The 12492-nt window shown below is 62.3% G+C and carries 11 protein-coding genes; 3 read left to right on the top strand and 8 right to left on the bottom strand.

Annotated features, from left to right (window positions below):
* Positions 1-29: 29 nt before the first annotated feature.
* Positions 30-773, top strand: coding sequence for an SDR family NAD(P)-dependent oxidoreductase (locus P0D80_RS06175; RefSeq protein ID WP_408176579.1), 744 nt, complete (start codon positions 30-32; stop codon positions 771-773).
* 32 nt (positions 774-805) lie between these two features.
* Here the strand turns inward: P0D80_RS06175 and P0D80_RS06170 are convergent, their stop codons facing one another.
* Positions 806-1468: a response regulator transcription factor gene (locus tag P0D80_RS06170; protein ID WP_408176578.1), complete on the bottom strand. Its 663-nt coding sequence runs from the start codon at positions 1466-1468 to the stop codon at positions 806-808.
* A 258-nt stretch (positions 1469-1726) separates the two neighbouring features.
* Here P0D80_RS06170 and hpaC point away from each other — a divergent pair, with 258 nt between their 5' ends.
* The gene (gene hpaC, locus P0D80_RS06165) at positions 1727-2266 is read left to right on the top strand and encodes a 4-hydroxyphenylacetate 3-monooxygenase, reductase component (protein WP_408176576.1); all 540 of its coding nucleotides are present in this window, start codon (positions 1727-1729) and stop codon (positions 2264-2266) included.
* A gap of 25 nt (positions 2267-2291) precedes the next feature.
* Here hpaC and P0D80_RS06160 read toward each other — a convergent pair whose 3' ends face one another.
* The 7 genes from P0D80_RS06160 to P0D80_RS06130 form a co-directional block, all read right to left on the bottom strand.
* Positions 2292-2564 (bottom strand): helix-turn-helix domain-containing protein, encoded by a 273-nt coding sequence (locus tag P0D80_RS06160; protein WP_408176575.1) that lies wholly within the window; start codon positions 2562-2564, stop codon positions 2292-2294.
* 368 nt (positions 2565-2932) lie between these two features.
* Entirely contained in the window at positions 2933-4027 is a 1095-nt protein-coding gene (locus P0D80_RS06155) for a type VI secretion system protein TssA (RefSeq protein ID WP_408282077.1), read from the bottom strand.
* 12 nt (positions 4028-4039) lie between these two features.
* Positions 4040-5116 carry a type VI secretion system baseplate subunit TssG gene (gene tssG / locus P0D80_RS06150; protein WP_408176573.1) on the bottom strand — a complete coding sequence of 359 codons (1077 nt, stop codon included), beginning with the start codon at positions 5114-5116 and terminating at the stop codon, positions 4040-4042.
* A complete protein-coding gene (gene tssF, locus P0D80_RS06145) occupies positions 5116-7005 on the bottom strand; it encodes a type VI secretion system baseplate subunit TssF (RefSeq protein ID WP_408176571.1) in 1890 nt (629 codons plus the stop codon). The genes tssG and tssF overlap by 1 nt, the downstream gene beginning before the upstream one ends.
* 52 nt (positions 7006-7057) lie before the next feature.
* The gene (gene tssE / locus P0D80_RS06140; protein WP_408176905.1) at positions 7058-7603 is read right to left on the bottom strand and encodes a type VI secretion system baseplate subunit TssE; all 546 of its coding nucleotides are present in this window, start codon (positions 7601-7603) and stop codon (positions 7058-7060) included.
* 16 nt (positions 7604-7619) lie between these two features.
* On the bottom strand, positions 7620-8492 hold the full coding sequence (locus P0D80_RS06135; protein WP_408282072.1) for a type VI secretion system accessory protein TagJ: 873 nt from the start codon (positions 8490-8492) through the stop codon (positions 7620-7622).
* Positions 8489-9148, bottom strand: coding sequence for a TagK domain-containing protein (locus P0D80_RS06130; RefSeq protein ID WP_408282069.1), 660 nt, complete (start codon positions 9146-9148; stop codon positions 8489-8491). The genes P0D80_RS06135 and P0D80_RS06130 overlap by 4 nt, the downstream gene beginning before the upstream one ends.
* A gap of 564 nt (positions 9149-9712) precedes the next feature.
* Between P0D80_RS06130 and tssH the strand changes: the two genes are divergently transcribed.
* Positions 9713-12460 carry a type VI secretion system ATPase TssH gene (gene tssH / locus P0D80_RS06125; protein ID WP_408282066.1) on the top strand — a complete coding sequence of 916 codons (2748 nt, stop codon included), beginning with the start codon at positions 9713-9715 and terminating at the stop codon, positions 12458-12460.
* Positions 12461-12492: the final 32 nt, after the last annotated feature.

Here is a 12492-nt window from a genome sequence, read left to right as displayed (position 1 = left end):
TCGAAGTGAAGCGAAGTGGAGTGGATGCAATGCAGAAAAGAGTCGTTCTAGTCACCGGCGCGGCGCGCGGCCTGGGCGCCGCGATCGCGACGCGCTTTCATGCGGCGGGTTACGCGGTTGCCATCGGCGATATCGCGTTCGATGCCGCGGAAGCTCTCGCGCGCGATCTGAGCGCCGACGGTTCCACGGCTTTCGCGCTGAATCTCGACGTGACCGCGAAAGCCGCGTTCATCGCGGCGCGCGACGCGATCCTGCAGCGCTGGGGCCGCGTCGACGCGTTGGTCAACAACGCAGGCGCCTCGAAGGTCGTATCCGTAATGGACATTACCGCCGAGCAATTCGATCAGGTGATCAACGTGAACTTGCGCAGCGTGCTGTTCGGCTGTCAGGTGTTCGGCCAGCATTTCGCCGACACGGGCGCTGGCCGTATCGTCAACATCGCGTCGCTTGCGGGACAGAACGGTGGCTCGGCAACCGGCGCGCATTATGCGGCCGCGAAAGGCGGTGTAATCACGCTCACCAAGGTCTTCGCGCGCGATCTCGGCGCTGCGGGCGTGACCGTCAACGCCATTTCGCCCGGACCGATGGATCTGCCGATCGTCCATGAAAGCGTGGCCCCCGACAAACTGAAGGCAGTGATCGCGAACATTCCAGCCGGACGTCTAGGCTCAGCGGACTATGTCGCCGACGTAGCCGTGATGCTTGCCGCGGAAAATGCTTACTTCGCGAACGGTGCGTGCTGGGATGTGAACGGTGGCGTGTTCATGCGCTAAGCCGATGGGCGTGCACACCAACGCGGCATGCTTCAACGCTGCATGCCGCCTGTGTCCGCATCCTGATCCCACACCGCCATCACCTCGCGCACCAGCATCGCGATCGAGGCCGCGCCGAGTTTGTCCTTGATGCTCGAGCGATGCACGTCGACGGTCTTCACGCTGATCGACAGATCGCTGGCAATGCGCTTGCTGCCCTTGCCGTCGATCACGCCGCGCAGTACCTCTTTTTCACGCGCGGTCAGCGACTCGATCCGCTTGCGCAACTCGCGCTGCTTCTGGGCGGCCACGTGACGTTGAGCGGCGAGCTTCAGCGCGCTTTGCACGCGGTCGAGCATCTGCTGCGAGTTATACGGTTTCTCGACGAAATCGATCGCGCCGTTTTGCAACGCGCGCACCGACATCGGAATATCGCCGTGGCCGCTGACGAAAATGATCGGCAACGTGGCGCCGCGACGATTCAATTCCGCTTGCACGTCGAAGCCGCTTTGCTCGGGCATGCGCACGTCGAGCACGAGACAGGCGGGCACGTCCGGATCGAACGCGCCGAGAAACTCGCCGGCATTCGGAAAACCCGCCGACTTCACGCCAACCGAGTCGAGCAGCCACGCGAGCGACGTGCGCATGCCGCTGTCGTCGTCGACGATGTAGACGATCGGTGCGAGGGGCGTGGCGGATTGCGAAGGCTGGGGCATGGCGGTCGTTTTAGGTGCAATTCAAAGCGTATTACGTGGTCCATCATAACTAGCGGAAAAAGCGCTGCAAAGCAATAGTTACCCTGAAACGGCGATTACTTTTGGCTCTTCGCCCAACATTCGGCGATGCATTGGGGAAAGCTTTAGACGGACCAGGAAACACGGCTGCCCGGCTACCGCTCGCGCGGATTTCATTTTTTGCGGGGATTGCTTACGCTTAAATCCAATCAAACGACATCAGCCCTAGGAACCCGAACGATGACGCCGACCCAACACGCGACTCCCGATGCCGAAGCTCACATGGATGCGAAACAGCAATTCCGTCAAGCCATGGCGCACCTCAGCGCCGCCGTGAACGTCATCACGACTGCCGGCTCGCATGGACGATGCGGCGTCACCGCGAGCGCCGTGTGCTCGGTCACCGATACGCCGCCTACCCTGCTCGTCTGCCTGAACCGATCGAGCGCCATGCACGCGACCTTCCAGAGCAACCGGCATGTTTGCATCAACGTGCTGCCAGGCGAGCACGAATTGCTCGCGCGCCACTTCGCGGGCATGACCCAGGTGCCGATGGAAGAACGCTTCGGCTGGCCGATCTGGGACGAAGGCACACACGGCGTGCCGGTCTTGCGCGACGCGCTGGCGAGTCTGCAAGGCGAGATCGTCGACCTGAAGGAAGTCGGCTCGCACTCAGTGATGTTCGTGAAGACCACACGCATTAGCGTACGAAGCGATGGCGATGGTTTGATCTACTTCGACCGCAACTTCCATCGCATCAAACGTGCGGCATCGCATTGATGCATGATCGCGGCACGTGGACTGCTCATGCGACGTCCGCGCGGTCGGTGTCGGATTGAAAAAGCGGCGCTGACGCGACGGCTTCGACGAAACAGTCGAGTTGCGCGCCGCGCGCGCTGCGTGTCACGAGCGGCACGCCCAATTCCTGCTCGATCTTGCGAATCGCCTTGGTCAACGCGGGCTGGGACAGGCACACCGTCTTGGCCGCGGCGCGGATGCTGCCGTGCTGGGCAATGGCCACTAAAGCGCGCAACTGGTTGTATTCCACGGGCGTTTTCGCGATTCGGATTGAGGCCATACGGGGCACGCAGCAACTCGAACAGACCCCGCGCCGTCGACACCGGGTTGTGAGCATTCACAACCCCCGCCGATTCCTGCGCCGTGATCCAGAGCAGGTCACTGAATTCGGTCGGTGAAATGCCTTCGAGCTCTATCGCTTTGCGCAACGCGTCTCGCGACGCGATCGGCACGATCAACGGGTCTCTTGCCACCCAACCCTGCTTGCCGTGCTTAACCTGACGATGGACATGCGCATGCTTGTTCATAAACGATCTACATTCCAAAGATGCTGGAAGCGACGGTTGCGCATGGATCGGGGTTCGCTTTTGCCGTCACTGATCGGGCTGATGCAAGGCATCTTTCGGTTGTGTTTCTCACCAGCGCACGTCATGTTTCGTTGTCCCATTGCACGAGCAACTCGGCCGGAATCGCCAGGACCACCTCCGCATAGCGTTTGCCGACGAACCGTTCCGCGCGCCGCAGCAGCACTGGAATGGGACTGCTCGGCTCATGCTGCTCGAACCACTGACGAGCTGCCCGGACCAGTTCGAGCGCGGCTTGACGATCCGCCGGTGTCACGTCCAAGCGGCGATTGACGGCGGCAGCGACAGGCGATGCTGTTCTCTCTTCGTTCGCGGGTAACGAATCGCCCGACGCGGCATTCGTGACTTCGTCCATAGCCTGCGCGTCGGCCGCGACGATCGCCGGGTGAGCGCTTTCCGATCGCACTTCCCCGGCGCTCAGATGCCGCAGCAACCGGGTAAGCGCTGACAAGTCCGCGGCGTAGAGATTCAGGTGTTCGCGGCTCCACGCGTCGATCGCGGCGACGCTCGCCAGCGCGTCATCGAATCCCGCCAGAGCCGCTGGTTGTTGCACGCGTAGATCATCGAGTTGCCGCGTCACCGACTCGGGCGCAAGCGCATCGCTCGGACGCGGTTGAGCAAAGGCGCGTTCAACGTCGCGCACCTGCAGGCGTGCCGCCGTCGACTTCGTCAGCGCGATCTCGCGCACGTCCGATAGCAGACCGTCTGTATCGGCCAACGTCTGCAACGCATTCATGCGAATTTCCAGCGCGGCATCACGATCTGTGTCGACGCCCGGTTGCGGGTGAATCCCGTCGGGAAACGCAGCCAGCCATGCAGCGAGCAATCCGGTGCCTTCGGCAAGGCCTGCGGCACCCGCAAGGCGCGTGCGGCACCGCGTATAGAGGACCGCGAGGCGCATGTCCTTGCTGCGCATCATCAGGCGCCGGCAGTCGCGATCGACATCGCTCCAGTTGACCGGGTCCGGAGAACCCACGAAGTCGCCGTACTGTGCCTCAATCCTTGTGGCCACTTTCGCCGAAAGCACCACGAATTCCGGATCGTATTCGAGGTCGGCCCCGCAAGGAGCGCTGTCATCCACCGGCATCATCCAGTCGTGAAGCGCTGGGCCTTTGGCCGGCGCGGATTTCTGAGGCGCCTGTTTTCTGTTATTGCTCATCGTCTACCTTCATCACCCGCGCGGCTGCGCCACATCCACGGCATCGCGCTTGAATTCCTTTACATAGCGTTCCGGCTCGAAACGCATACCGGTAATCCGCTCTTCAGACGCTGAACGTCCCAGCCACCCGGACCATCCGAGCTGCTGCGGACCGCCCATGACAGCAGGCGGCGCACTCTGCGGCCGGATGCGCAGTTCCAGTTCCCAGTTGAACTCATTGCCGACGAACGTCCTGACCCATTCAATCAGTCGCGGCAAATCCGCACCCTGCGGGGTAAAGCGCAGGTATTCGTCGAGGTCGACCGGCCCGACGACAATGCGGAATTTGTGCTGACGATCGGGAATCTGTTCACCGAGCGTCGCGCCGTCGCACATGGTCGACGGCGAGCCAGGCCAGCCGAGACGGCTGTGTTCGCTCGGATCCACGTCGAACCAGTGAAATGCAAATTCCTCGATGGCGACTGGCACGCCGAAGTAGTGCGCAAGCGTGGCGCGCAGGCCATCCGGATTGCGCGCCTCGCGCACCAGATGCGGCGCGGCCGACAGCCGCGCATGCGCAGGCAGCGGCCCGTGATCGATCTCGCGGACATCCTGGCCGGTAAGGCTCGCAACGTAGAACGAGAATCGCTCGTTGCCGGGTCGATCGAGTCCCGCCGCGGCCTGGGCGGACGCCCATGCGCGGTACAGCAGCGTCAGGTAGCGGTGGTGGAAGATGTCGAGGAAATTGACGAGCGTGGTATCGCGTCGGCTCTGCTCACGTTCGCGCGCAATCTCCGTTACGTGGATCGGCAGCGGCCCGTTCGGCCCGAGCATCCCCAGACTGAAGAGGCGCACTTTCAGTCTTCCGGTCGCTTGCCCGACGCTCGCAATTTCGCGCGGGGCGAAGGTCAGGCTCGGCTGCTGCCCGAGACGAAACGGTTCCGCCTGCGGGCGTTGCGCCGTGCCGACCGGATCGATTCGCGGATCGGCGCCGATGCGACGCAGCAGCGTCAGGAAGCCGTAGCGCCACGGCTCGGCCCGCAGGCGTTCGATCAACTCCGGCGAAAGCGCTGCATCGCGCACTATCGCCTTAAGCAGGGCCCGGTCCATCAGACGATCCCACGCGTGCCCATGCGCACGGGCCAATTCGCCACGCGGCCGCGCTGCATCGAATGCAGTTCGGTCTGCGTGAAGCTGTTGACCGACACGTGTCGCGTCAGATAGTGCTCGAGAATCAGGCCGAACAGATAGGGGCTGGTGCCCGAGAAGCCGGTTTCGTCGACGGTCAGCGCGCACTCGATGCCACGCCCGAACACCAGCGGGCCACCACCCGGAAGTTTCCTCGCCACTGGCCGTGTCTTCACGCCGACGAGGCTTTCGACCTGACGTCGGTGCTCGGTGTCGTCGGCTGCCAGGAACAGTCGCAACAGGTCACGCAGGCCCTGCCCGCCCTCGCGGTGATCGAGATCGTCAAGGGGCAAATAGTTGAAGTTCAGTTGACGGATCAGCCGCCACGCCATCTCGCGCTCCGCGTAGGGCGCTCTCGGCACACTGGGGGCGCGAATCAAGCCGGTGCTCGCCACCGCATCGGCGTCGGCTACCGAAAGATCGTTGACGCCGTCACGCGGCACAAGGTTTGGCAGATCGCGGTTGGTGACCCACGCATCGACCGACAGGTAGCGGATTTCCTCGCTGTAGGGTGCCTCGTGCTGGTCGACCAGCGACACAAACATCTCCGTGCCGATGTACGGTGTTCGTGTACCGTAGCGGCGCGCCGAGTCCGAAATCAGCCGGCGCTCGCGGCGCGTCGAGAAATACCGTCCGTAATTTCCTTCGTCGTTGTTCAACGTTTGAAATAGCGGCCGGAATTCGCGCTCGGCGGACGTCGTCGTGACCTGCCCGGACAGCTTTTCAACGGCAAACACCTCATAGTCGAGTGGATGAAGCCGCGCCGGCACGATGCGGAACTCGGTGTCGCCTTCCGACAGTTCGATCTGGTCGGTGTGCTTACGGAACAGGTTGATGACCGGCGTGCAGAACAGCGCAAAGCGCGACGCGTCGACGAGGCTCGCGAGCCGGTCGGGCGACTGGTCGAGTAGCAGGACAATTTCCGCTTCCGGGCCGTTGACGCGGCGCAGGCCCTCCTTGAGACCGGTTAGCGTAAAGAAATAGAAGCGACTCGGGCACGCGAAGTATTCATGCAACAGGTTGTGTCCGTGAAATTTCGACCACGTGAGCGGCAGCAGGCCCTCGTCGTGCCCCAGCCCCTCGTGAACCACCGCGTCGGAGCTCACCACGGACAGCGGCCGGCCGGCTGTGCCGAACTGACCCGGCACGCCGGTTATCGTTGCAACGCCCGCCGCGTGGATCAGCTCGAACAGGTGTGAAGCAACCTGTTCGTCACCCGCCAGGTACACAGGCAATCTGTCCAGCCCTCGCAGATCGGCCATGGATGCTGCATTAGTCGTACGCAACTTCAGACGCAGCGCGCCGCGTACCTGCACGTTCGGCGGCACGTAGCGGCCGAGCGAGGCAATGTCGGGCGGAATGCCGGTCAACCTTGCGTCGACAATCTCCAGCGGATAGAGCATCACGTCCTGGCTGCTGCGGAACTGACAGGGCGTCTGCTCTCCATCGGGTACGCGCGACTTGAAAGCGGTGCCGCGTGCAACGCGGAAGCCTTCGGCAAGATTGCCTTCGACGGGGCTCGGGTACAGGCGCGCGACGGCCATCGAAGGCGTGGGAGCAACGTAGTTCGGGTAGATGACTTCGAGCAGCCGCCCGGTGAAACGCGGAAACTCGGCATCCAGCTTGATCTGCATGCGTGCCGCCATGAAGCAGAACGACTCGATCAGACGTTCGACATACGGGTCCGCCACCTCACCCGCCTGCATGCCGAGCCGCCGCGCAATCTTGGGATGAGCCTGCGCGAACTCGCCGGCGAGCTCGCGCATGTAGATCAATTCCTGGTTGTAGTAGTCGAGCAGTCGCGGATCCATCGGTGTTTTCTCGTTGTTCTTTAAGCTTCTCTTGCGCAACGGAGGGCTGTGCTCAGCCCGCGCGCATGCCGGTGACGTTCAACTGACTCGTTTCCAGATCGAGCGAACTCTGCACCATGAATTCGAGCGGATAAGGATCCATGCGGATCATGCAGCGGATCTCGAATGCCAGCACGTTGTAGTGAACGTCGGCATCGACTCCCGCGAGCGGCGCAATGCTGAGCGAATCGGAGATCAGCCGCGGCTCGAACTCGCTAATCGCGGTCCGGATGATTTTCTCGATGTCTTCCCACTTGCGCGTTGCCGTGAAGGCGCCCGCCAGCGGCGGCACGCCGAAATTCACGGTTGACGAAGCCGCGTGCGGATGGCGCTTGCGATCGATCAGGTCCTCGATGCTGGTCGTGTTGAGCAGGAACGCCAGGTCGCGCTGCACGATGTCGCGCATCTGTGCACGGGTCACCGCGTATTCATTGGGCGCTTCTGTCTGCCTCTGCGGGGCATCGTCACGCAGACGATCGAGCAAGGTCGGCAGCAGGTGCGCATTCGCACGCCGAGGCGTGGTGCCGCCATCACGAACCGACCGCGCGTCGCCGCGCATCGGCTTCGACGCCGGCTTAAGCCTGTTCATTTGAGCCGCCCTGCTGATTCGATCCGCGCTTGCTCGCGCCGTTGCTGAATTCGCAACCAGCAAGCTCGAAGAGACTCAAGTCGCCGGCACTGGTTGTCCACGTTTTCCGGCCATGGGCGATCACGCTGGTCGCCCCCGATTCCCGCCACACCGTCTTGCGTCCTAGTCGGATGGCATCGCGCTCACCGCTGTCCCCCTGCACATCTTCCGCGCCAGGGTAACGCGCCGGCGCGAAGCCGCAAACCGTGGTGCCGTCGAGCAGCGTCCACGTGCACGGTGCCCAGACGAGATCAAGGAGCGTGGCGGGACGCTCGACCTTCCACGCGGCAAGATCTGAAAACGGCAACCACCGGTAGCGTCCTGCCATCACCACTTCGCAGACTGGTCCGAAGCGCGAATCGCTGTCGCCGATCCAGTCGAACGCGAAATGCGGCGCTTGACCCGCGACGAGCGGCGCGCGATCGAGCGCCGCGTAGCGCGCCTGATCGGCGGCGTCCATCTGACCGGCAGCGCTCAGACGCAACGCCTCGATGAGCCCCTCGACCCATGACGGCGCGTCGAAGACGAACCCGGGACGCTCGCGACCCGCGATGACTTTCGCGCGCCAGAGCTCGGCGCGAATCAGATCGCGATACACCTGAACGGCCTGAGTCTGCTCGGGGCAAAGTTGCGCGAACACCTGGATCTGACCGATTGCGCGCTCCCAATGACCGGTCACGCATAACAACTGGAACAGCGCCCAGCGAAATTCGGCTGCTGCGGGGCGCGTGCGAATCTGCATTTCAGCAGCCGCGATGCGCTCATCGAGCGGCATGCCGTGATCGGTCGTCGGGTTGATGCGGGATAGCTGCGCGGTCATCGAGCGTCTTCGTGTGTCAATGAATGGGAGGCCGGCAATGGGCTGTCAAGACCCAACGTATGGTGCTCGCGCCGCGCAAGCGCAGGTGGCAACGCGCGGGCGCGCCGCGCTGCCGCGGCGAGGTATTCCTCCGGCGCAAAAAGACCCAGGATTTCCGGGACCGGCTCCGGCGCCGCCAGGTCAACTTCATGGGGCGCCGCCAGCGGGCCGAAGACGTCTTCCATGAAGCGCGCGCCGGACAGGAGCGCCTCGATCGACCCGCTGTGCGGCGCCTGGGCAACCACTGACGACTCGTAGTGCAAAGCCGGGTGCAGTCCCGCCGATAACACCGGCTGTGCTCCCCACCCTTCGGTAAGCGATGCCTGCGGATCAACAAGCACGCGACGATACTGCTCATGCAGCGTCTCGATCAGATCGTCGGCGCCATTACCTGCCTCGTCTCGTTCGCGCCGCGATTCGCCATTTTCAGAGGCCAGGGCGCCGCCGATCAGTCCGAATATGGCGTTACTGCCACGCAAGTCTTCATCGATGCCGTGCCCGGCATCGTCCTCACAGGCACGCAGTGGATCGTCGACGGCCTCGCGTGCGAGACGCATGTCTTCCCGCAGTCCGCATTCCGTTTCGGCCGCGCCCGGTTCAATGCGCGTCGGCGCCATGGCGTCACGCCCGATAAGCCTGTTTATCCACATGCGATTCCCGTGCCTTTCCTCAATGGCGAGAGATCGCATTTTAACCACAACTCGCAGGCATTAGTCCATTACCCATCGAATGAAATTTTACTCCGATAACCGATCTTATTTTTGAGACAAACACCATTCGCCGAAAAACCTTGATCGACGTTAGACACCTCCCAACCTCACAACACTCACCAACATTTAAATGCAATATAGAGATATATTTTTATTCCATAAAAACAAAGACATGCAGACACAACTCCAATGACAACATACTCACCACGAAGAACTTTCCGAACATTGAATAGAAATTTCCCAATCTAGATAAGTTGCAAGTTTTATAGGCAATAGTCAATTGACGAATCATCCAAGCCATGTGTTTAATACAGTCAAGACGATTTGCTTATTCCAAAGAATATCGGGAAATTCGGAATACAACCTTGATTCGACCAGGCTAAATTGAATAGTCGTTAGGCTGATTAGAAATTACGTTGTCCGGCAATAGTCGAAAGCACAAAACCAAGAACAACGATTCAGAGAAACCACATGGCGATTTCGCGTCAGGCGCTTTTCGGCAAGCTTGGAACCACGCTGTACAGAAGCATCGAGTCCGCCACGGCCTTCTGCAAGCTGCGCGGTAATCCGTATATCGAGCTTGTGCATTGGCTCCATCAACTGCTGCTGCAGCCTGACTCGGACCTGCATCGGATCGCGCGGCACTGTGGCATCGATCACGCAACGCTAGATCGCGATCTGGCGCGTGCGCTGGCCGCACTGCCCGCGGGTGCCAGTTCGATCAGTGACTTCTCGCATTACGTCGAATTGGCAATCGAACGCGCGTGGGTGCTTGCAACACTTAGTTTCGACGACCGAAGTATCCGTAGCGCGTGGCTCGTCGTCGCACTCGTACAGACGCCTGAACTGCGGCGTGTGCTGCTCTCCATCTCACCGGCGTTCGGCAGGATACCTGTCGAAGGTCTGGACGACGCTGTTCTTGCATACATCGACGGGTCGCCCGAAGCCGGTGACGCACCTTACGACAACAGCGATTTCTCGCCAGCGGTGCCCGGTGAAGCCTCGCATGCCCTTTCCGCGGTATCAAAGGGCTCGCCGCTCGAACAGTTCTGCACGGACCTGACAGCGCGCGCACACAACGGTGAAATCGACCCGGTCGTCGGGCGCGAGCTGGAAATTCGCACCATGATCGACGTGCTGCTGCGCCGCCGGCAAAACAATCCCTTGCTGACCGGCGAGGCGGGCGTCGGCAAGACCGCCGTTGTCGAAGGGTTGGCGTGCGCCATCGCCGCGGGCGACGTGCCGCCTAAACTGGTGGGCGTGCGCTTGCTGAATCTCGACGTGGGCGCACTGCTCGCAGGCGCAAGCATGAAGGGAGAATTCGAAGCGCGTCTGCGAGGCGTGCTGGAGGCGGCATTGAAGTCGACGGTCCCTGTGATCCTGTTCGTCGACGAAATCCATACGCTGATCGGTGCGGGCGGCCAGGCCGGCACCGGCGACGCCGCCAATCTGCTCAAGCCCGCGCTCGCGCGCGGCGCGATTCGCACGATCGGCGCGACGACCTGGGCGGAGTACAAACGACACATTGAAAAGGATCCCGCGCTCACGCGGCGTTTCCAGGTTCTGCAAGTGCCGGAGCCGGAAGAACTGGCGGCGATCGACATGGTGCGCGGACTTGCGGAAACGTTCTCGCGGCATCACGGCGTGGTCGTGCGTGACCAGGCGATCCGCGCGGCCGTGACCCTGTCGCATCGGTATATCCCTTCCCGTCAGTTGCCGGACAAGGCAATCAGTCTCCTCGACACCGCCTGCGCGCGTGTCGCACTTTCCCAGCATGCGCCCCCGCGAGAGCTGCAAGACGTGCGTCAACGCGTGCGGGCAGCGCGCGTCGAAAGCGAGTTGCTCGCCGCGGAATCGCGTATCGGCCTCGATGCCGGCCGCGCCTTGGAGGCGGCCCAGAGTCGCATCGATGAACTCGTCGCCGCCGAGCAGAGCATCGACGCGCGCTGGAAAGCACAGCTCCTTGCGGCGCAGGCTTTGCTCGCTGCTCGTGATGCGCTCGGTGCCAATACCGGTGCGTCGCAACCCGACACGGGCATAGATACGCGCAGACCGCTTCATCCGCTCAAGGAACTGGAACGCGCGCTCACGGAATTGCAGGGCGATGGACCGCTGGTGTTTCCGGAGGTGAGCGAAGCGATCGTCGCCGAGGTTGTGTCGGATTGGACAGGCATCCCGGTCGGCCGCATGCTCACCGACGAAGTGGCCGCCGTGCAGTCGCTGCCGGCCACGCTCGAGGCGCGAGTGATCGGCCAGCGCGATGCACTGCATCAGATCGGCGAGCGGGTGCAAACCGCACGCGCCGGGCTAACGGATCCGAAGAAGCCGCTGGGCGTATTCCTGCTCGCGGGGCCGTCCGGCGTGGGCAAAACCGAGACGGCGCTCGCACTGGCCGAAGCGCTCTACGGCGGCGAGCAGAACCTGATCACCGTCAATATGAGCGAGTATCAGGAGGCTCATACCGTTTCCGGACTGAAAGGCGCTCCGCCCGGATATGTCGGTTACGGCGAGGGAGGCGTGCTCACTGAGGCCGTTCGGCGCCGCCCCTATTCGGTGGTTTTGCTCGACGAAATCGAGAAGGCCCATCGCGACGTGCACGAAATGTTCTTCCAGGTCTTCGACAAAGGCTACATGGAGGATGGTGACGGCCGCTACATCGATTTCCGCAACACGACGATTCTGCTCACCAGCAACGCCGGCTCGGAACTGACGACAAGCCTGTGTGCCGATGCACCGCTCTCGCCCGACGCCGACGGGTTGCGCGAAGCCCTCACACACGAGTTGCTCAAGGCATTTCCCGCGGCATTCCTCGGCCGCGTCACCGTGGTGCCGTACCGGCCGCTTGCCGATGAATCGCTTGCGCGCATCGTGCGCTTGCATCTGGACCGCGTGGTCATGCGCATGGCCCACGCCCATGACATTGCGCTTGCCTACAACCAGCAAGTCGTCGACTACATCGTCGGCAGATGTCTTGTCGAGGAAACCGGGGCTCGTGTGCTAATCGGCTTCATCGAACAACACGTGCTGCCTCGCCTGTCCGCGTTGTGGCTCGACGCATTTTCGTCGAAATGGCCCATCACGCGCATTGAAATCGACGTCGTCGACGCGAGCGCACCACCCATCGTGGCGCTCACTTTCCAATGCACGTATGCGCATGCCCCGGTCGAGCCATCAGCAGCCGCAATGTCACCTTCCCTTTCCGTCGAGCAGGTTGACTAAACGCTGCCGACTCATCACCACCGTCCACGGAG

It is taken from the genome of Paraburkholderia sp. RL17-373-BIF-A, assembly GCF_046030175.1.
Classification (GTDB): domain Bacteria; phylum Pseudomonadota; class Gammaproteobacteria; order Burkholderiales; family Burkholderiaceae; genus Paraburkholderia.
The sequence above is the reverse complement of the archived record's forward strand: the minus strand, read 5'-3'. Positions and strand labels throughout refer to the sequence as shown.

Excerpts from the sequence above, each read along its gene's own strand:
- P0D80_RS06130 (WP_408282069.1), bottom strand. The coding sequence starts at position 9,148 with ATGGCGCCGACGCGCATTGAACCGGGCGCGGCCGAAACGGAATGCGGA.
- P0D80_RS06135 (WP_408282072.1), bottom strand. The coding sequence starts at position 8,492 with ATGACCGCGCAGCTATCCCGCATCAACCCGACGACCGATCACGGCATG.
- tssH (WP_408282066.1), top strand. The coding sequence starts at position 9,713 with ATGGCGATTTCGCGTCAGGCGCTTTTCGGCAAGCTTGGAACCACGCTG.
- tssE (WP_408176905.1), bottom strand. The coding sequence starts at position 7,603 with ATGCGCGGCGACGCGCGGTCGGTTCGTGATGGCGGCACCACGCCTCGG.
- P0D80_RS06155 (WP_408282077.1), bottom strand. The coding sequence starts at position 4,027 with ATGAGCAATAACAGAAAACAGGCGCCTCAGAAATCCGCGCCGGCCAAA.
- hpaC (WP_408176576.1), top strand. The coding sequence starts at position 1,727 with ATGACGCCGACCCAACACGCGACTCCCGATGCCGAAGCTCACATGGAT.
- P0D80_RS06170 (WP_408176578.1), bottom strand. The coding sequence starts at position 1,468 with ATGCCCCAGCCTTCGCAATCCGCCACGCCCCTCGCACCGATCGTCTAC.
- tssF (WP_408176571.1), bottom strand. The coding sequence starts at position 7,005 with ATGGATCCGCGACTGCTCGACTACTACAACCAGGAATTGATCTACATG.
- tssG (WP_408176573.1), bottom strand. The coding sequence starts at position 5,116 with ATGGACCGGGCCCTGCTTAAGGCGATAGTGCGCGATGCAGCGCTTTCG.
- P0D80_RS06160 (WP_408176575.1), bottom strand. The coding sequence starts at position 2,564 with ATGGCCTCAATCCGAATCGCGAAAACGCCCGTGGAATACAACCAGTTG.
- P0D80_RS06175 (WP_408176579.1), top strand. The coding sequence starts at position 30 with ATGCAGAAAAGAGTCGTTCTAGTCACCGGCGCGGCGCGCGGCCTGGGC.